Source organism: Streptomyces sp. NPDC012935 (assembly GCF_042900345.1).
GTDB lineage: Bacteria > Actinomycetota > Actinomycetes > Streptomycetales > Streptomycetaceae > Streptomyces.
The window spans coordinates 60,735-79,199 of sequence record NZ_JBIBBC010000016.1 but is presented as its reverse complement, the minus strand read 5'-3'; the positions used below and the strand labels follow the sequence as shown (position 1 = coordinate 79,199).

At 68.2% G+C, this 18,465-nt stretch carries 13 protein-coding genes and 1 pseudogene; 3 read left to right on the top strand and 11 right to left on the bottom strand.

What is annotated here, in order from left to right; all coding sequences use genetic code 11:
- Nucleotides 1-312 precede the first annotated feature (312 nt).
- The 3 genes from ACFY5C_RS31360 to ACFY5C_RS31350 all read right to left on the bottom strand — a co-directional run bounded on the left by ACFY5C_RS31360 (nt 313) and on the right by ACFY5C_RS31350 (nt 2,430).
- On the bottom strand, nt 313-954 hold the full coding sequence (locus ACFY5C_RS31360; RefSeq protein ID WP_389450438.1) for a hypothetical protein: 642 nt from the start codon (nt 952-954) through the stop codon (nt 313-315).
- Nucleotides 955-1,022: 68 nt separating this feature from the next.
- Nucleotides 1,023-1,724 carry a ribonuclease HII gene (locus ACFY5C_RS31355; protein WP_389450436.1) on the bottom strand — a complete coding sequence of 234 codons (702 nt, stop codon included), beginning with the start codon at nt 1,722-1,724 and terminating at the stop codon, nt 1,023-1,025.
- Between the two features lie 82 nt (nt 1,725-1,806).
- The gene (locus ACFY5C_RS31350; RefSeq protein WP_389450433.1) at nt 1,807-2,430 is read right to left on the bottom strand and encodes a TetR/AcrR family transcriptional regulator; all 624 of its coding nucleotides are present in this window, start codon (nt 2,428-2,430) and stop codon (nt 1,807-1,809) included.
- 187 nt (nt 2,431-2,617) lie between these two features.
- Here ACFY5C_RS31350 and ACFY5C_RS31345 point away from each other — a divergent pair, with 187 nt between their 5' ends.
- A complete protein-coding gene (locus ACFY5C_RS31345; protein ID WP_389450430.1) occupies nt 2,618-4,165 on the top strand; it encodes an MFS transporter in 1,548 nt (515 codons plus the stop codon).
- A 374-nt stretch (nt 4,166-4,539) separates the two neighbouring features.
- Here the strand turns inward: ACFY5C_RS31345 and ACFY5C_RS31340 are convergent, their stop codons facing one another.
- The 3 genes from ACFY5C_RS31340 to ACFY5C_RS31330 form a co-directional block, all read right to left on the bottom strand.
- Nucleotides 4,540-5,445: an ADP-ribosylglycohydrolase family protein gene (locus ACFY5C_RS31340; protein ID WP_389450427.1), complete on the bottom strand. Its 906-nt coding sequence runs from the start codon at nt 5,443-5,445 to the stop codon at nt 4,540-4,542.
- A gap of 12 nt (nt 5,446-5,457) precedes the next feature.
- Entirely contained in the window at nt 5,458-6,117 is a 660-nt protein-coding gene (locus tag ACFY5C_RS31335; protein WP_389450424.1) for a histidine phosphatase family protein, read from the bottom strand.
- Between the two features lie 120 nt (nt 6,118-6,237).
- Entirely contained in the window at nt 6,238-6,843 is a 606-nt protein-coding gene (locus ACFY5C_RS31330; protein WP_389450421.1) for a YdbC family protein, read from the bottom strand.
- Between the two features lie 131 nt (nt 6,844-6,974).
- Here ACFY5C_RS31330 and ACFY5C_RS31325 point away from each other — a divergent pair.
- Nucleotides 6,975-7,532: pseudogene (locus ACFY5C_RS31325) on the top strand (TerD family protein); the annotation flags it as partial.
- Between the two features lie 148 nt (nt 7,533-7,680).
- On the opposite strand, the gene ACFY5C_RS31320 reads toward ACFY5C_RS31325, so the two are convergent.
- Complete coding sequence (locus ACFY5C_RS31320) at nt 7,681-10,575, bottom strand: vitamin B12-dependent ribonucleotide reductase (RefSeq protein ID WP_389450418.1); 2,895 nt, start codon at nt 10,573-10,575, stop codon at nt 7,681-7,683.
- A gap of 165 nt (nt 10,576-10,740) precedes the next feature.
- A complete protein-coding gene (gene nrdR, locus ACFY5C_RS31315; protein WP_389450415.1) occupies nt 10,741-11,310 on the bottom strand; it encodes a transcriptional regulator NrdR in 570 nt (189 codons plus the stop codon).
- A 563-nt stretch (nt 11,311-11,873) separates the two neighbouring features.
- Between nrdR and lexA the strand changes: the two genes are divergently transcribed.
- Nucleotides 11,874-12,653, top strand: coding sequence for a transcriptional repressor LexA (lexA, locus tag ACFY5C_RS31310; protein WP_389450413.1), 780 nt, complete (start codon nt 11,874-11,876; stop codon nt 12,651-12,653).
- A 253-nt stretch (nt 12,654-12,906) separates the two neighbouring features.
- On the opposite strand, the gene ACFY5C_RS31305 is transcribed toward lexA, so the two are convergent.
- The 3 genes from ACFY5C_RS31305 to ACFY5C_RS31295 all read right to left on the bottom strand — a co-directional run bounded on the left by ACFY5C_RS31305 (nt 12,907) and on the right by ACFY5C_RS31295 (nt 18,456).
- A complete protein-coding gene (locus ACFY5C_RS31305; protein WP_389450410.1) occupies nt 12,907-14,898 on the bottom strand; it encodes an ATP-dependent DNA helicase in 1,992 nt (663 codons plus the stop codon).
- A gap of 322 nt (nt 14,899-15,220) precedes the next feature.
- Nucleotides 15,221-16,045, bottom strand: coding sequence for a GNAT family N-acetyltransferase (locus tag ACFY5C_RS31300; RefSeq protein ID WP_389450407.1), 825 nt, complete (start codon nt 16,043-16,045; stop codon nt 15,221-15,223).
- A 176-nt stretch (nt 16,046-16,221) separates the two neighbouring features.
- Nucleotides 16,222-18,456, bottom strand: coding sequence for an IucA/IucC family protein (locus ACFY5C_RS31295; RefSeq protein WP_389450404.1), 2,235 nt, complete (start codon nt 18,454-18,456; stop codon nt 16,222-16,224).
- Nucleotides 18,457-18,465 lie beyond the last annotated feature (9 nt).

The window sequence follows — 18,465 nt, the reverse complement described above, 5'->3', positions numbered from 1 at the left end:
AGCCGCCACGAACGCCACCGAGCAGTCGCATGACGAAATCCCGTCCCGCTCACCCCCGTGAACCAGGCAGAACTTCACGGCACGGCACCACGGCAGCCATATACGCCTGGTGATCGGCCGACCCTCGCGGCGGGACGCCCACGCCGACGCATCTGTACGGCGTGGACTCACACCCCGATTCCGAGCCGAGGGACCGCTGAAGAGCGCGCGCTCCCGGTCATCTGCGCACGCCGGAACGCCCGCCGTGCAGAGCCCGCCAGAGCGACGCCCCCGGGTGTCCTGCGGAGTGTCCCCAGGACGAGCCGGAACGACTCAGACGCCCGCGCCCAGCACCGAGTTGATCCGCTGCGGGTCACCGCAGACGATCAGCAGGGCACCGGCTCGGCCGAGGGCCAGGGGCAGGGCGTCGGCAGCAGCAGTGTCGGGACCACCATTGACGGCCACCACGACCACGGGACGCGGCGCGGCGCGGCCGGCGACGGAGACATCGGCGTAGAAGACGTCGTCACCGGCGTCGTGCTGCGCCCAGTAGGAGGCTTCACCGAAGGACAGCTCGTGGGCGGCCCACGGGTGCTGTTCGCCGGTGGTGATCACCAGCACGTCGCTGGGGGCACGACCCGACTCCAGGAGCAGGTCGACGGCTTCCTCGGCAGCGTCGAGCGCGCCCTCGAGCGAGGCCGGGATCAGCTGGATCTGCGGGGTCGCCGCAGCCGGAGCGGAGGCGGCGGGAGCAGCCGGACCCGACGGTCCGGGCTTGGCCACGGCCACGTCACGCGGCGAACGTTGCACCGGCGGCGCGGGCCGCACGGGCCCGGGTCGGCCGGGACGCGACGGAGCCGCGGGGCGGGGGCCGGGTACGGGGCGAGGGGTCGGCGCGGTGCGGCTGCTGGCCGGCGTGGCGCGGGGACCCTGGGCACTCTCGTGAATCTGAGGCTCCTCGGGAATGAGAGGCATGAGCTGATGTTTATCAAACGCTGGTGCGGCTCGCATGGCCGGGTGGCACACAAGTGCGAGCGGAATCGTCAGAAGTCGAAGCCGAGCTGCCCCTCGATCTCCGGAACGCTTCCTTCCACCCAACTGCGGACTTTCTTGAGGTGCCGCCACTGGGGCAGCGCATCAAGATACGCCCACGACAACCGGTGGTACGGGGTGGGCCCCCGCTCCGCCAGTGCGGCCTTGTGCACGGGCGACGGATACCCGGCGTTGTCCGCAAAACCGAAGTCTGCATGGTCGATACCCAGTTCGGCCATCATTTTGTCGCGCTGCACCTTGGCGATCACCGAGGCCGCCGCGACCGCCACGCACGACTGGTCACCCTTGATGACCGTCCGGACCCTCCAGGGGTTCCCGAGATAGTCATGCTTCCCGTCGAGGATCACTGCGTCGGGTCGGACCGGCAGGGCGTCCAGGGCACGCACCGCGGCGAGCCGCAGCGCGGCAGTCATCCCGAGGGCGTCGATCTCCTCCGGAGAGGCGTGCCCGAGTGCGTACGAGGTCACCCACGTCCGCAGCAGCTCGGCGAGCTCGGTGCGCCGCTTGACGGTGAGCAGCTTGGAGTCGGTGAGGCCTTCGGGGGGTCGGCGCAGTCCGGTGATCGCAGCGCAGACGCTGACGGGGCCGGCCCACGCACCGCGCCCCACCTCGTCGACACCGGCAATGATCTTCGCTCCGGTCGTGGCTCGGAGGGAGCGCTCGACGGTGTGAGTAGGCGGTTCGTACGGCATGGCGCCCTTAGCGTACGCCGCCCGGAACCGGCTTCGACACCCTGGTTCGCCGAAGCCACCTCAGGGCCGGTCCAGCCACGATTCAGGGAGCCGTCGGGCGCAGCAGTGGAAGCATCAACTGGTCGACCATCTCCTCGAGATCTCGATCATTCCATTCGCTCATGCACATCTTTGATCGATACATCATCATCGCCGGAATGGCGTCGAAGACATACCCGTTTGCCGCGTCGGCCCGCACCTCTCCCCGCTCAATGCCGCGGTTGACGACGTCCCGGAGCAAAGCGATCGTCGGCTCCACGACCCCCTCGAAGATCACACCATGGAAGCGCTCAGCCTGGAGGCTGTCGCATTCGTGAATGACCGAACGCAGCGCGAAACCGGGGCGCGAGAACATCGCCTCGCGCGCCTGGCGGCACAGCTCGAGCAGGTCTTCGCGCACACTCCCAAGATCGGGAGCCGACACGAAGCTCGGCAGACCGGCCCGCAGCGCATCGGCGACGAGGTCCTCCTTGGAGGGCCAGCGCCGATAGACGGCAGCCTTCCCCGTCTGAGCGCCGGCCGCGACTCCCTCCATCGTGAGGCCGTTCCATCCGACCGTACTGAGCTGCTCCAGCGCGGCATCGAGGATCGCGCGCTCGAGCGCGGCGCCACGGCGGCGGGGAGAGGCCGCCTGAGCGGGGTCGGCCGTCCATCGCGAGGTAACCATCTGAGCGTCTCCAACGAACAAGCGAAGCGGGGGTTTCGGGGATACGGGAACTGCGCGCGGCCACTACGGGGGGACAGACCGCGCGACACCAACATAAGTGAACGCTTGCGTTCACTACTGGGGACTCACTACGGTTGACGCGACAGTGAACGCGAGCGTTCACTAAGGCACTTGTGGGGGACCCATAGTGACAACCTCTCAGTTGATAAAAGATCAGAAACCAGGTGCGGCACGCCGGGAGGGGCATCCCGGCATCGCCCTCACCGTCATCGCGGCCTGCCAACTCATGGTGGTACTCGACGCGACGATTGTGAACATCGCGCTCCCGCACATTCAGAATGCCCTGAACTTCAGCACCACCGACCTCACGTGGGTCGTCAGCGCATACACACTCACCTTCGGTGGCCTGCTGCTTCTCGGCGGCCGCGCCGGTGACATTCTGGGCCGCCGCCGGGTCTTCATGGCCGGCATTCTGCTGTTCACCCTCGCCTCCCTGCTCGGCGGATTCGCGCAGGAACCCTGGCAGTTGCTTGCCGCCCGCGTGCTCCAGGGCGTGGGTGGCGCGATCGCATCGCCGACCTCGCTGGCGCTCATCACCACGACGTTCCCCGAAGGCCCCGAGCGCAACCGGGCGTTCGGCGTCTTCGCCGCCGTCTCGGCGGGCGGTGGCGCCATCGGTCTGCTCGCGGGCGGCATGCTCACCGAATGGCTCGACTGGCGGTGGGTGCTGTTCGTCAACGTGCCGATAGGCGTCCTGATCGCGGTGCTCACGCCGCTGTACATCAGCGAGTCCGAACGGCACTCCGGACGCTTCGACATCGCGGGGGCGCTGACCTCGACCGGGGGTATGGCCGCCCTGGTCTACGGCTTCATCCGCGCGGCGGACGAAGGCTGGCGGGATAGCCTGACCATCGGGTCGTTCGGCGCTGCGGTGGTTTTGCTGGTGGCCTTCGCGTTCATCGAGTCGCGGGCCAAGGAGCCCATCACCCCGCTCAGGATGTTCGCCGACCGCAACCGCTCGGGCACGTACGTGATCATGCTCAGCCTGGCCGCTGCGATGTTCGGCATGTTCTTCTACATCGTGCTGTTCGTGCAGAACGTCCTGCAGTACAGCCCGATCGAGGCCGGCCTCGCCTTCCTGCCGGTGACGGTCGTGATCGCCGTCGGCGCGGGCCTGTCGCAGCGCTTCCTGCCGGTGCTCGGCCCGAAGCCGTTCATGCTCGTGGGCTCGGCGCTCACTGCGACCGGGCTGGCCTGGCAGACCCTCATCAGCGCCGACAGCTCGTACGTCGGCGGAGTGCTCGGCCCGATGCTGCTGTTCGGCTTCGGCATGGGACTGAACTTCGTGACGCTGACCGTCACCGCCGTCTCCGGCGTCGCCCAGCATGAGGCCGGCGCCGCGTCCGGACTCCTCAACGCCACACAGCAGGTGGGCGGTTCGCTCGGCCTGTCCATCCTGACCACGGTGTTCGGCACAGCCAGCAAGGACGAGACGGAGAAGCAGCTGCCGAAGTTCATGGCGGAGGGATCGGCCGAGCAGAAGGCGGAGTTCGCCAAGACGCATCAGCTGCCCGGTCCATGGGGCCACGAAGTGCTCACCCAGGGCATCTCGACGGGCTTCGTGGCCGCCGCCGCAATGGCCGTACTCGCACTGGTCACCGCGTGGTTCGTGATCCGGGTCCGCAAAAGCGATCTGGAGGCCCTCGCCGGCACGGCGGGTCCGATGGCCGGCTGACCCGATGGGGCCCTCGAAGGGCCGCGGATGGCCGGACGTGGTCCGGGGGACGTAGGACATCGGACCACGTCCGGCCAACCGCACCACCCTCACGGCGCCCCGTGTCCGGCCGGCGCCGCTGCGGCGAGAGAGCGGAAGCCCGCCCCACGCGGCGGCCACCGAGACGAGCAACACGCCCAGCACCGACATGAACCCCATTGCTCCACCCCCCTGGCACCCTCGCGTGACACCTGCATGCGCGGACCCCCGGGGGTCGCACATCAACTGCCACGACAACGGACCGACGGTCACACAGAGTTCCCGTCAAGCACAGAAAGTCATGCGAGTCCGTGGCGCGGGCCCGAGCAAGGTTTCGACCGGGCAGCTGAACGGCGCTACACCGACGCGGGCGCCCACTCCGGGAGTGCCTCGGTCCGCTCCGCCCACTCCGCCGGCACCGCCCCGGCCTTCCCGGAACCGATCACTCCGCCCACGATCGCGCACGTGGTGTCCACGTCGCCGCCGACCTGCGCAGTCGTCCAGAAGGCCCGCTCATAGTCGCCGAGAGCCCGCGCGGCCGACCAGAGCGCGAAGGGCACGGTGTCGTGGGCCGTCGTACGTCGTCCGCAGCCCAGCACAGCCGCGACGGTGGCCGCGTCGGCATAGTCGAGCATGTCCCGCGCGCGCCGTAGGCCCGCCCCGACCGCGCTCTTCGGGATCAGAGCGATGACGTCGTCGAGGAGCGATTCAGGGCCGGGCGGACCGACGGGAGCAGCGGCGAGCGCGGCAGCCGCGGCGACGGCCATGGCGCCGACGACTGCCTCGCGGTGCTGATGCGTGGGGTAGGCCGAGATCTCGGCCTGATGGGTTGCCTGCTCCGGGTCGTCCGCGTACCAGGCGCCCAGCGGTGCGATCCGCATCGCGGCGCCGTTGCCCCAGGAACCCTGCCCGTTGAAGAGCGCGGCCGACAGCTCGCGCCAGTCACCGCCCTCCCGGATCAGGCGCAGCAGCCGGTTGACCGCGGGGCCGTAACCCCGGTCGAAGTCATGGTGCTCGGCGAAGGAGCGGGCCAGAGCGTCCTGGTCGATGCGGTGGTGAGCGGCCAGAACGGCGACCACGGAGCAGGCCATCTCCGTGTCGTCGGTCCACTGCCAGGGGCCGGACGGCAGCTCACGGCGCTTCAGAAGCGGGTAGTTCACCGGGACGAAGAACTGCGAGCCCAGCGCGTCTCCCACCGCGAGTCCGCGCAGGCTGGCGAGGGCGCGGTCCAGGCGCCCTTCGGGGGAGGAATCAGCGGTCATCGCCCTGCCACTCTATCCGGTGATCCCGTACGGTTCCGGATCTCGCCAGCGTTCGAAAGGCCGGTCAAGCGTGTACTTGCCGTCGTCCCCGAGAACGAGCATCCGCATCTCCGCGTTCCCCGGGTTCGACAGCGATTCGAATTCCGCGACCGTCCAGTGGAACCAGCGCATGCAGAACAAGCGCATCGCCAGCCCGTGGGTCACGAGCAGCACGTTCGGTGGATGGTCGGGCGCCTCGAAACTGCGGAACAGGCTCTCCAGGAAGCCGCCGACCCTGTCGTACACGTCGGCGCCGGACTCCCCCTGGGCGAAGCGGTAGAAGAAGTGGCCGTAAGCGTCCCGGTAGGACTTCTGGAGGCGGACGTCGTCGCAGTCCTGCCAGTTTCCCCAGTCCTGCTCACGCAGCCGGGGCTCCTCGCGCACGCGTATCGCCTCGGGATCCAGGTGGAAGGCGCGCAGCGTTTCGTGGGTGCGGCGGTAGGGCGAGACGTACACGCTGACTCGCTCGTGGCCGAACACCTCCCGCAGCCGTTTGCCCGTCTCCTCGGCCTGGCGCCAGCCGCGCTCGGTCAGGGCCAGAGCATGGTCGGGCTCACGCTCGTACACGGTGTCATCAACATTGCCCGTTGACTCGCCGTGCCGGACAAGGACGATGCGCCGTGGTCGTGCCATGCCGAAACCCTAGATCGGTTGCGGGCCGATCGTGGACTGGAGCGGGCCTCATACGGCGTAGGTCACACATTTCCTGCACCAGCGGCAACACCAGGAAGCCCCTCCCAGCGAGTCCGGAATTCAAACCGTCCAGGTCGATTCAAGCTCGACGATGTCACCCGTGAGTGCCGCGACGTCCGCCTCCGTCTGGGCCCGCAGCGCCAGTCGCTCTACGCGCTCAGTGCGGTACTTGCCGTGCTCCGCGGCCGACCTCCACATCGACAGCACCAGGAACTCATGGCCCGGCGCCTCGCCGAACAGCCCACGGATCATGCCCGGGGAGCCGGCCATCGCCGGGTTCCAGACCTTCTCCTGCATGAGCGTGAAGTGCTCGGCCCGGTCCTCGTGGACACGACAGTGGGCCACTCGGACAAGGTCCGCGTCGGTGAAGCGCGGCTCGAAGCCGGTCTTCACGTCGAAGCGGTAGTCGAAGAGTTTGACCTGCATGTCCTTGTAGGTGCCCGACTGGGCCGCCGCCAGTCTGTGGTGGGAGCGCGCCATGAACGAGTCGTAGAAGGAACGGCTCTCCCAGAATGAGAAGACATGCGCGACCCCCTGCCGCCCCCTGCTCCAACCCCCGCCCTGCCCCCGAAATCCCGGCTCCCCCGGAAGCCCCGCCCACTTTCGCTGCCCCCGCTCGAAGCCGCGGCGGTCCACCACGGTGCAGCGAATCCACTTGACCAGCACCGCGCCATGGTAAGGCCACGGAGCGTGGCGCCGGTCACGCTCGGCAGGAGAGCTCTTCGGCGTACGTTGCCGCGCGCGTGGCAGGATGGGCAACCGGCCTCGTCTGCTGGGCAGTTCAGGCTGAGCCATAAGCGCAACGGGGAAGGGGAAGCCCGGTGAACGCCATCAACAAGGGGATCCGGAAAGTCGAGGTCTCGCTCAAGTGGGATCCGAGTCCGGCGGGTGATCCGCCCACCGACCTGGACCTCGTCGCCGCTACCTACCTGGCGAGCGATCCGTACGGCGATCCCGCCTATGTGGTGCACTTCGACAGCCGCTCTCCCGACGGCACCATCTATCTCAACCGGGACAGCCAGGACGGCAAGGGCTTCGGCTGGGACGAGGTCCTGACCGTGGAGCTGGACAGGCTCGACGGCCGGTACGCGCGCGTGCTGGTCGGTGTCGCGATCCAGCAGCGCCCCTCGCAGCGAACCTTCGTCAGCGTGATCAATCCGGCCCTGCGCATCCGTGAGGGCTACACCGTCATGGCCGAGGACGACTTCGGCGGGGTCCTCGGATCAACGGCGGCCACGGTCGCGGAGTTCGTGCGCGAGGGCACCAGCACGTGGGAGTTCCACTCCGGCATCCACGGTTTCGAGGACGACCCGGCGACGTTCACGCAGACCATGGGCAGGGCTCGCCGGCCCTGAGCGTCACTCGTACGTTCGTCGGTGCATCCGGCGAAGACGGCCCTACATGAAGAGGGGCGCCGACCACGTGGTCGGCGCCCCTTTTCACGGGAATCTCCTCAAGGCACCTCAGGTACTGCCCGACTCATCGTGCAGCCCCTGATCGGCCTCAGCTGCAGCCGCTGGTCGAGCCGCAGCCCTCGCAGATGTAGCAGGAGCCGGCCCGCTGCATCTTCGTACCGCAGGAGAAGCACAGCGGAGCGTCGGCCTGGATGCCAAGCTGCATCTCCACCAACTCGGCGCTGGTGTGCGCCTGCTGCGGAGCGGGCTTGGCCGCCTCGACCTCGGCCTTCGGCGTGGCGACGGCCCTCAGCTCCTGTGCGCGCGGTGCCGACTGGGCCAGACCCTCGACGTCCACCTCGTCGTCGGAAGGCTCGTACGAACCGGTCTCCAGGTGACGCTGACGCTCCTCGGCGGAGTGGATACCCAGCGCGGAGCGCGTCTCGAAGGGCAGGAAGTCGAGCGCCAGGCGGCGGAAGATGTAGTCGACGATCGACTGCGCCATCCGCACGTCCGGGTCGTCCGTCATGCCGGCCGGCTCGAAGCGCATGTTCGTGAACTTCGAGACGTACGTCTCCAGCGGCACGCCGTACTGCAGACCCACCGAGACTGCGATCGAGAAGGCGTCCATCATGCCCGCGAGAGTCGAGCCCTGCTTGGACATCTTCAGGAAGACCTCGCCGAGACCGTCGTCCGGGTAGGAGTTGGCGGTCATGTAGCCCTCGGCACCACCGACGGTGAAGGACGTCGTGATGCCGGGACGGCCCTTCGGCAGGCGCTTGCGGACCGGGCGGTACTCGACGACCTTCTCGACCGTCTCACGGATGGTGGCCTCAGCCTTCTCCGTGATCTCGGTCTTCTCCTTCTCCTTGGTCTTGGCGGAGAGGGGCTGGCCGACCTTGCAGTTGTCGCGGTAGATGGCGAGCGCCTTGACGCCCATCTTCCAGGCCTCGAAGTAGATCTCCTCGACCTCCTCGACGGTCGCCGACTCCGGCATGTTGACCGTCTTGGACAGGGCGCCGGAGATCCACGGCTGGATGGCGGCCATCATGCGGACGTGGCCCATCGCGGAGATGGAGCGCTCGCCCATGGCGCAGTCGAACACCTCGTAGTGCTCGTGCTTGAGGCCCGGGGCGTCGACGACATTGCCGTGATCGGCGATGTGGGCGACGATCGCCTCGATCTGCTCCTCCTGGTAGCCCAGGCGGCGCAGGGCCTGCGGGACCGTGCCGTTGACGATCTGCATCGAGCCGCCGCCGACCAGCTTCTTGAACTTGACCAGCGCGAGGTCCGGCTCGAGGCCGGTGGTGTCGCAGGACATCGCCAGGCCGATGGTGCCGGTCGGGGCGATGACGGACGCCTGGGAGTTACGGAAACCGTTCTTCTCACCAAGGCGCTGCACGTCCTGCCAGGCCTCCGTGGCCGCGGCCCACACCGGCGTGTCCAGGTCGTCCATGCGAACAGCCGCGGTGTTGGCGTCGGCGTGCTGCTTCATGACGCGCAGGTGCGGCTGCGCGTTACGGGCGTAGCCGTCGTACGGGCCGACGACCGCGGCGAGTTCGGCGGAACGCTTGTACGACGTGCCCGTCATCAGCGAGGTGATGGCACCGGCGAGGGCGCGGCCGCCGTCGGAGTCGTACGCGTGGCCGGTCGCCATCAGCAGGGCGCCGAGGTTGGCGTAACCGATGCCGAGCTGGCGGAACGCGCGTGTGTTCTCACCGATCTTCTGCGTCGGGAAGTCCGCGAAGCAGATGGAGATGTCCATCGCGGTGATGACCAGCTCGACGACCTTCGCGAAGCGCTCGACCTCGAAGGACTGGTTGCCCTTGCCGTCGTCCTTCAGGAACTTCATCAGGTTCAGCGAGGCGAGGTTGCAGGACGTGTTGTCCAGGTGCATGTACTCGCTGCAGGGGTTCGAGCCGTTGATACGGCCGGACTCCGGGCAGGTGTGCCAGTGGTTGATGGTGTCGTCGTACTGGATGCCGGGGTCGGCGCAGGCCCAGGCGGCCTCGGCCATCTTGCGGAACAGGGCCTTGGCGTCGACCTCTTCGATGACCTCGCCGGTCATGCGGGAGGTTAGGCCGAACTTGCCGCCCGCCTCGACGGCCTTCATGAACGTGTCGTTCACACGGACCGAGTTGTTGGCGTTCTGGTACTGGACGGACGTGATGTCGTCGCCGCCCAGGTCCATGTCGAAGCCCGCGTCACGCAGGGCGCGGATCTTCTCTTCTTCCTTGACCTTGGTCTGGATGAAGTCCTCGATGTCGGGGTGGTCGACGTCGAGGATGACCATCTTGGCGGCACGGCGGGTGGCGCCGCCCGACTTGATCGTTCCTGCGGAGGCGTCGGCGCCGCGCATGAAGGAGACCGGACCGGAGGCGTTGCCGCCGGAGGACAGCAGCTCCTTTGAGGAGCGGATGCGGGACAGGTTCAGGCCTGCGCCGGAGCCGCCCTTGAAGATCATGCCCTCTTCCTTGTACCAGTCGAGGATCGACTCCATGGAGTCGTCGACGGACAGGATGAAGCAGGCGGAGACCTGCTGGGGCTGCGGGGTCCCCACGTTGAACCAGACGGGGCTGTTGAAGCTGAAGATCTGGTGCAGGAGGGCGTACGCCAGCTCGTGCTCGAAGATCTCGGCATCGGCGGGCGAGGCGAAGTACTTGTAGTCCTCGCCGGCCTTCCGATACGTCTTCACGATGCGGTCGATCAGCTGCTTGAGGCTGACCTCACGCTGCGGGGTGCCGACGGCACCGCGGAAGTACTTGCTGGTGACGATGTTGACCGCGTTCACCGACCAGAAGTCGGGGAACTCCACGCCGCGCTGCTCGAAGTTGACCGAGCCGTCGCGCCAGTTGGTCATGACGACGTCACGGCGCTCCCAGGCCACCTCGTCGTACGGATGCACGCCGGGGGTGGTGTGGATGCGCTCGATACGCAGTCCCTTGGTCGCCTTGGTGCCCTTGGCGCGGGAACTCCGTGCCGGACCGCTCGCCGTCTCTGTCATGCCGCCTCCCTGTACGGGCTAAAACGCCCTGAAGTGCCCCGATGTTCCCCGTGGCACGGTGTTCTGTCTGGTGCTGCGGGCACCGTCGGACTGCGACCCGCAGCAGGTCTTCTGTCGCCGCCTCTCGGCCGGACCGGAGGTCCGAGGACCGGTTCCGGCTCACCCTCAATCGGCGGCGTTGGCGGGCACGGGGACCTGTGAAGTCCCTCCGGACCCGCGGTCGTCCTCCTGGCCCCCCGTGACTGCGCGTGCGCTGTCCTCGCGGTCGTCGTCGTCCGCGGCGGTGCGTCCCGTCGCCATCCTGAGTTCCGCGATCGCGGCCTCGAAGTCCTCGAGCGAGTCGAACGCCCGGTAGACGGAGGCGAATCGCAGATAGGCGACGAGGTCGAGCTCCTGCAATGGGCCGAGTATGGCCAGCCCCACGTCGTGGGTGGTCAGTTCGGCGCTCCCGGTGGCCCGCACCGCCTCCTCGACCCGTTGGCCGAGCTGGGCGAGCGCGTCCTCGGTGACAGGTCGTCCCTGGCATGCCTTGCGCACACCGTTGATGACCTTGGTACGACTGAATGGCTCGGTGACTCCGGACCGCTTGATCACCATCAGTGAGCACGTCTCCACGGTCGTAAAACGACGGGAGCAGTCAGGACACTGGCGGCGCCTGCGGATCGACGTGCCGTCGTCGGTCGTACGGCTGTCGACGACGCGACTGTCGGGGTGCCTGCAGAAGGGGCAGTGCATAACTCCCAACCCTCCTCACAGCAGACTCAATAGCCTCGCTGGACCTCATGGGCCCCGCGAAGCAGCCCCAAGCATAGGCGATCTCCGAGCGGTCGAAGACCGGGGGGACCACAACTTCTGGGCTGCTGCTGCAATCCAACCACTAGATGTGGGGATTGGCTCATACATCGACGCCATACGCGCGTGTCGCTCGGACATTGCCAGGTGCCATACGGCCGGACCGACGCGCCGCGCACTTGATGCACGGCCGTATCCCCACGGCACATACGGAGATACCGTGAGCGCCACACGGAGGGGACGTGGGACTCCAGCACAGATGAGGGTCGGTTCCAGGTTGATCCGATCCCGGATGGCAGACTGGGGCAAGAGCCCACGAGGTCGTCACCCCGGCGGTGAAGGGTACAACAATGGCCCCTTTTGCCCGCCGGGCAGCACGTCAGCCATACACCCAGACACACGATCACGTCAGGTGATTCGCGATTTTTCACTCGAACGTGTGTTTGGCGCAACCTTTCGAAAGCAACTACCGTTGTGCAGCAGGGAGACCATCGAGAGGGGCCGACGTGACCACCACCGCAGACAGTGCCACCATCACTGCCCAGGACCGCTCCCAGGGCCGACTCGAGCCGGTGCATGCGATGAACGAAGCCATGAGTCCCGAGGGACACAAGCGCTCCCTGCCGGGCCGACCTCCCGGCATCCGGGCGGACAGTTCAGGGCTCACCGACCGCCAGCGCCGCGTGATCGAAGTCATCAGGGATTCCGTACAGCGGCGTGGGTACCCGCCGTCGATGCGCGAGATCGGCCAGGCGGTCGGCCTGTCCAGCACGTCCTCGGTCGCCCACCAGCTCATGGCACTGGAGCGCAAGGGATTCCTGCGCCGCGACCCGCACCGCCCGCGCGCGTACGAGGTGCGAGGCTCCGACCAGGCCGCCTCCGTGCAGCCCACGGACACCGCAGGCAAGCCTGCCGCGTCGTACGTCCCGCTGGTCGGCCGCATCGCCGCCGGTGGCCCGATCCTCGCGGAGGAGTCGGTCGAGGACGTCTTCCCCCTCCCCCGGCAGCTGGTCGGCGACGGCGAGCTCTTCGTCCTGAAGGTCGTCGGTGACTCGATGATCGAGGCCGCCATCTGCGACGGCGACTGGGTCACGGTCCGGCGCCAGCCGGTCGCGGAGAACGGCGACATCGTCGCCGCCATGCTCGACGGCGAGGCCACCGTCAAGCGCTTCAAGCGCGAGGACGGCCACGTCTGGCTCCTCCCGCACAACGCGTCGTACGAGCCGATTCCCGGCGACGACGCGACCATCCTGGGCAAGGTGGTGGCAGTGCTGCGGCGCGTGTGACGGCTGCGGCGGGCGAAGCCCAAAGCTGCGCCCTCTGACCGGGCCCCGGGACCCCTGCGCCGGTTCCGGGGCCCTGTGCTGTCCAGGGCCGGCCCCTACGCGCACTACTTCAGACTCGGTGCCGCTGCTTCACGCTGTGCGGTACGGACCCCGTGGTCAGTGCAGTACGGAACCCCGTTGTCAGCGGGATCTGGATCGGGGGTTAGCCTGTCGCGGGCCGCGACAGGCTAACCCCCGATCCTCGCCCTGGCTGTCATCCCTGCGGCTGCTTTTCTGCCTCAGCCTTCTTCGCCACCGCATCGATCGCGGCCAGCGACTTCCGAACCTGATTACGGTCCGTCGTGTACCAGAAGCCGGGGAGTGACGCCTTCAGGTAGCTCCCGTACCGGGCCGTCGCCAGCCGTTGGTCCAGTACGGCAACGACGCCGCGGTCCCCAGATGCCCGTACGAGGCGGCCGGCGCCCTGGGCCATCAGCAGCGCGGCATGAGTGGCGGCGACCGCCATGAAGCCGTTTCCGCCGGCGTCCTCCACCGCCTTCTGGCGCGCGCTCATCAATGGGTCGTCCGGGCGCGGGAACGGGATCTTGTCCATGACGACCAGCTGACAGCTGGGGCCGGGCACATCGACTCCCTGCCAGAGGGACAGCGTGCCGAAGAGGCAGGTCTGAGGGTCGGCCGCGAAGTTCTTGATCAGCTCGCCGAGCGTCTCCTCGCCCTGCAGGAGGATCGGAAACTCGGGGATGCGGGAGCGAAGCTCCTCGGCGGCCAGCTGGGCGGCTCGCATCGAGGAGAACAGCCCGAGCGTGCGGCCGCCTGCCGCCTGGATCAGTTCGGTCAGCTCGTCGAGCATGTCCCCGCGGTCGCCGTCCCGCGCGGGGCGCGACAGGTGCTTGGCGACATACAGAATGCCCTGCTTGCGGTACTCGAAGGGCGAGCCGACGTCCACTCCCTTCCACTGCGGAAGGTCATCGCCTTCCGTGCCCTCGGGAGCGAGGCCCAGGGAGGCGCCGACGCCGTTGAAGTCGCCGCCCAGCTTCAGGGTCGCGGAGGTCAGGACGACGGAACGGTCAGCGAAGAGCTTCTCCCGCAGCAGGCCCGATACGGACATCGGGGCCACGCGCAGGGACGCGCCGAAACGGTCGTGACGCTCGTACCAGACGACGTCCCACTCGGAGCCGTTCGTGATCCGCTCCGCGACGTCGTGCACGGACTCGACCGAGGCCAGCGCCTGCTTGCGGACCGCGTCCTCGTCCTGCACGGACTTGTCGCGGGTCGTGCCGATCGCGGAGATGACGGTACGGCAGGCGTCCCGCAACGCCATGAGGGCGTAGGCGAGGTCCTCCGGGATCTCTTCCAGGCGGCCCGGCAGGGCCAGCTCCATCAGCCGCTCGAAGCCCTCGGCGGCGGTCTGGAGCTGGTCTGCGGCCTTCTCGTTGGCGAGCTTCGCGGCGCGGCGTACCGCGCGGTTGACCTGGCCGGGCGTGAGCTCGCCGGTGGCGACTCCAGTGACCCGGGAGACCAGCTCGTGCGCCTCGTCGACGATCAGGACCTCGTGCTGCGGGAGGACGGGGGCACCCTCGATGGCGTCGATCGCGAGCAGTGCGTGGTTGGTAACCACGACCTCCGCGAGCTTGGCCCGCTCACGGGCCATCTCGGCGAAGCACTCAGCGCCGTACGCGCACTTGGAAGCGCCCAGGCACTCCCGCGACGACACCGACACCTGGCCCCAGGCCCGGTCGGAGACACCGGGTGTCAGATCGTCGCGATCACCCGTCTCCGTCTCGTCCGACCAGTCACGCAACCGCAGTAGGTCCTGCCCCAGCTTGCTGGTCGGCGCGGCCGCCTCGAACTGGTCGAAGAGGCCTTCGTCCTCATCCTGCGGAACGCCCTCGTGCAGGCGGTGCAGGCAAAGGTAGTTAGACCTGCCCTTGAGCATCGCGAACTCGGGGCGCCGGCGCAGAAGCGGGTGCAGAGCATCGACGGTGCGCGGAAGGTCCCGCTCCACGAGCTGTCGTTGCAAGGCCAGGGTGGCCGTCGCCACGACGACGCGCTCCCCCTGCGCGAGCGCGGGCACGAGGTAGCCGAGCGACTTTCCGGTGCCGGTGCCGGCCTGGACCAGCAGATGGGAACCGCCGTCGATCGCCTCCGCGACGGTTTCGGCCATGGTCACCTGGCCGGGGCGCTCCGTACCGCCGACGGCAGTGACGGCAGCATGCAGGAGTTCGGGGAGTGGGGGCTTCGTCATAGCGTGACCACCCTACGGCCAGGCACTGACAAACGGGCGATCACGGTGGAGGCCGGGGACGGGATCAAGACCAGGGGCTCTTCGGTCGGGATCAGTTCGGTTCGGGTGGGTGTGGGGTTGGTCCGATTGCGGTCAGGTGCTGCGCATACGGGGGTGTGGACGGTTCGGGAGTGGTCAGGGTGACTCGGTTGCGACTGAGTCGACTCGTTTGCGACTGAGCCGAATTTTCGAGTGTTCCGAGGATTCGACTGCGAGCCAGTGCCGGGTGGGAACCAGAGCGGCCCGGCCGGTGTACCAATTGTGATGGCGCTGCGACACGGTGTCACAACAGATGGCGCAGGCTCCGGTCTCTCACCATGAGGGCGGCCCGCTTGGCGGGCAGATCGATCTCGGCGGAGAACCGAAACCCGGCGCTCAGGAAAGCAGCGAGGGAAGGGGTGTTGCGAATGTCCGGTTCGGCCACGATGCGACCGCAGGCGGGTCGGTTGTCGAGGACCAGGTCGGCGACGGCTCGAAGGAGGGTGCCGCCGAGTCCTCGGCCGCGGTCGCCGATGGCACCGATGAGGAGATGGACTCCGGTGTCGTGGGGGCGGGCCGGGTAATGCCGGGCGAGCGGGTCGAGGTCGGCTCGGTAGATCTCCCAGTAGCTCATCGGCGTACCGTCCAACAGGCCCAGGCACGGAACGCTACGTCCGTCACCGGAGAGATGGGACCGCAGATGCTCCTCGGTCGCGTTCTGGGGCCCGGCCAGCCCCCAGAAGGCGGCGATGGCGGGGTCGTTCATCCACCGGTCGATGATCGGAAGGTCTCGTTCGATCCGCACCGGGACAAGGTGAAGCACTCCTGCAGGTGTGCTGATCGGCCCCCATCTCGCAACGTGGTCGAGCAGATCGTCGGCGTTCGGAAGATCTGGACCTGAGGCGAGTAGGACCGAGGCTGCGCCTGAACTCCGCTCCCCGGCGGCACCGGCTTCCTCCGCGAAGAGAGCGACGATCTCGTCGGGCAGGCGCATGTCCAGCGTGTCCTCGCTGTCTGCGCTCAAGCCCGCCTCGGCGATACGGCCACCATGAGCACCCAGGCTCACAGCGGCACCGATGTCGTTGACGGGGGCAGTACCGGCGTCGGCACTCGCGTCGGTAGGAGGCACCGCGACGCTCCTCTCAGGAGGTGGGGTGGGGCATGTTCCTCAGGGATGAAAGGGGTTGGTGACAGCCGGGGGCGATGTCGGGGGTGCGGAAGCCGAGCGATGGAGGGCGACCTGATCGGAGGTGAGGCCTGACTCAGAGGTGCGCTGTGGCGAGGGACCAGGGGCAAGGTGAGTGGTCAGGAATGGAGGGGGTTGGCGATGGAGACGTAGACGGACTGGGTGTCGACCGGGCCGACGAGTTCATCGAGGCCATGCAGCCGGGTCAGCAGGTTGGCCTTGCAACGCAGAACCGGTGAGTCGAGCAGGTGGGCGGGTAGTGAGGTGCGGAGCCGGCCACGACCGGAGGCCACCTCGCCGAGGAAGCGACGGAAGGCAGCGAGCAGCAGTCGCTCGTCGGCGAGACGTTGGGAGCCGAACGCTCCGATCAGGCCGAACACGTTGTTGATCGCGAGGTAGTACGCGAAGCGCTCGTCGGTCACTTCGTCCGAGACGAAGGTGTCGCTGTGCTCACCGATGCCGTACAACCGGGCTTCGAGTTCCGCGCGCCGGGACTCGCGGAAGTAGTAACCCTGGTTGTCGCGGTACCGGCCGCCCGAAGGCCAGCCGTCAGCGTCCACCACGAGGAGCGTGTTCTGTTGGTGCGCTTCCAGGGCGACTCCGGCCTCCGAGTCCAGCCACAGCACCGGGCGGACAGCCTGCTCGAGGTAGCGCATGAACCACTCGGCGGCAACGGCTGCACGAGAGCGTCCTGTTCGGATGGCGAGACGCGTGACCAGTTCAGCCAGACGGGACGACCGCGACTGCCTGCCGGACCCGGGTGGGCCTGAGGCGGTGCCGGGTTCTGCGCACGGGCGGGGCGAGACGAGTCCGGCTACGCAGGACACATCGTCGGAAGGCCGGAAGGGGTTGTGCCGGATCATCACGTCGAGACCGGCCACTGGGACGCCGTCCGGTCCGTCGACGGCGAGCCATGCCGGGTCGCGGACGATGTCGAAGCCCGGGTGCTCCGCCTGCCATTGCGTGAACAGACCGCTGCGCAGGAGCCGGTGTACCTCAACACCGCGGTGCAGTTCCTTGCGGAGGTTCTCACGGCGGGAGTTGGTGATCCGCAGGCCCAGCGACAGCTTGAGCATGGCGGGGGCGCCGGCCCTGTAGACGGTTCGTACGGAGGAGGTGGGGTGCCACGGGCCGCCATGGACCCCAAGGTCCTGGAGCAGTCCGGAATCGAGCAGCGCCGCAGTCTGGGGACGGTGCCGGACCTCGTGCAACTGCCAAGGGTGCACGGGCAGAGCCGCGTAGCCGTCGGGCAACGGCAGCTCAGGGCCGGCGAGTCGGGACGTGAGCTGGACGGCGGGGACAACACGTCCCCGTTCGGTCCAGGCCGAGTCAGCGGCGAGTACGGAGGGAGCGACAGCCAGCCAGTGCAAGGGGAAGGAGCCACGCAATTCGGGCGAGTACTGCTGTGCTTCGGCCTCGGCGAGACCCTCGCGGCTTTTGGGCGTCGGGTGGAGCGGGTGGCCGAGCAGGAGCGCCTGCTCGGCCGCGAGAAACAGGTCGGAGGTGTCAGCGGGGTTTGCACGACGCTCACTGATGAAGGTGACGGTTCGCCGGACAGAGTCTGCGACACGGGCACCGAGGTCAGTCGCGGCGGAGATCGCGGGGCCGATCAGGGCTGTCGGTGTGAGTGCTGGAGGGGCGCAGGACCTGGACGCGGGGTCGGGCGGCGAACTGGAGGAGGTCGGCGGTGCGGAAGGGGTCGGGGGTGCGGAAGGGGTCGGGGGTGCGGCAGAGATCAGAGGTGCAGCAGAGGCCAGGGGCGCGGCAGAGGTCGAGGGCGCGGGGAAAGGCACCGCTAGGCCGGCGCCGGACGCCACGTCGGCAGGGCTCCCTCCCCAGAGCGTCTCCCTGGCGAGCAGTGCGGCGAGAGTGACCGCGTCCGTCGGTGGGGACTGGCGCGGCGCGTCGGCTAGGTACGGGAGGCCGAAGCGGTGCCATCCCGTAGGGGACCAGTAGCCGACGGGGACCAGCAGGGCTGTGCCACTGGCAGGCAAGGGGATACGGAGGATCCCCCTGTCGGGTGCTGGGAGGTCTGTCTCGCGCACCCAGCAGCGGAGCAGGTTCTCCACGGCGGCGGCCTGGGCTGCGATGTGCGGGTCGGGATGCGCAAGGAGATCAGAAGTGCCGTCGTCATGCAGCCACTCGGCGTCCGAGGCGCTTCCCTGCGTCGGCGCACGCAGTGGTACCCGCCCGCCCCGGCCTCCCTGTGCCGGCACGCGTTCCTGCGGTGCGCCTCCTCCCTGCCAGGCGTCTCCCAAGTGCGACGCGGGCGGCACTGACTGAAAGAGCGGTGGGGCGGACGAGCCTTGCTTGCCGGTATCGGAGCGGCCGTCGGATGCGGGGGTGGTGGTCAAGGCTGGTCC

Excerpts from the sequence above, each read along its gene's own strand:
- ACFY5C_RS31360 (WP_389450438.1), bottom strand. The coding sequence starts at position 954 with ATGCCTCTCATTCCCGAGGAGCCTCAGATTCACGAGAGTGCCCAGGGT.
- ACFY5C_RS31355 (WP_389450436.1), bottom strand. The coding sequence starts at position 1,724 with ATGCCGTACGAACCGCCTACTCACACCGTCGAGCGCTCCCTCCGAGCC.
- ACFY5C_RS31350 (WP_389450433.1), bottom strand. The coding sequence starts at position 2,430 with ATGGTTACCTCGCGATGGACGGCCGACCCCGCTCAGGCGGCCTCTCCC.
- ACFY5C_RS31340 (WP_389450427.1), bottom strand. The coding sequence starts at position 5,445 with ATGACCGCTGATTCCTCCCCCGAAGGGCGCCTGGACCGCGCCCTCGCC.
- ACFY5C_RS31335 (WP_389450424.1), bottom strand. The coding sequence starts at position 6,117 with ATGGCACGACCACGGCGCATCGTCCTTGTCCGGCACGGCGAGTCAACG.
- ACFY5C_RS31320 (WP_389450418.1), bottom strand. The coding sequence starts at position 10,575 with ATGACAGAGACGGCGAGCGGTCCGGCACGGAGTTCCCGCGCCAAGGGC.
- nrdR (WP_389450415.1), bottom strand. The coding sequence starts at position 11,310 with ATGCACTGCCCCTTCTGCAGGCACCCCGACAGTCGCGTCGTCGACAGC.
- ACFY5C_RS31305 (WP_389450410.1), bottom strand. The coding sequence starts at position 14,898 with ATGACGAAGCCCCCACTCCCCGAACTCCTGCATGCTGCCGTCACTGCC.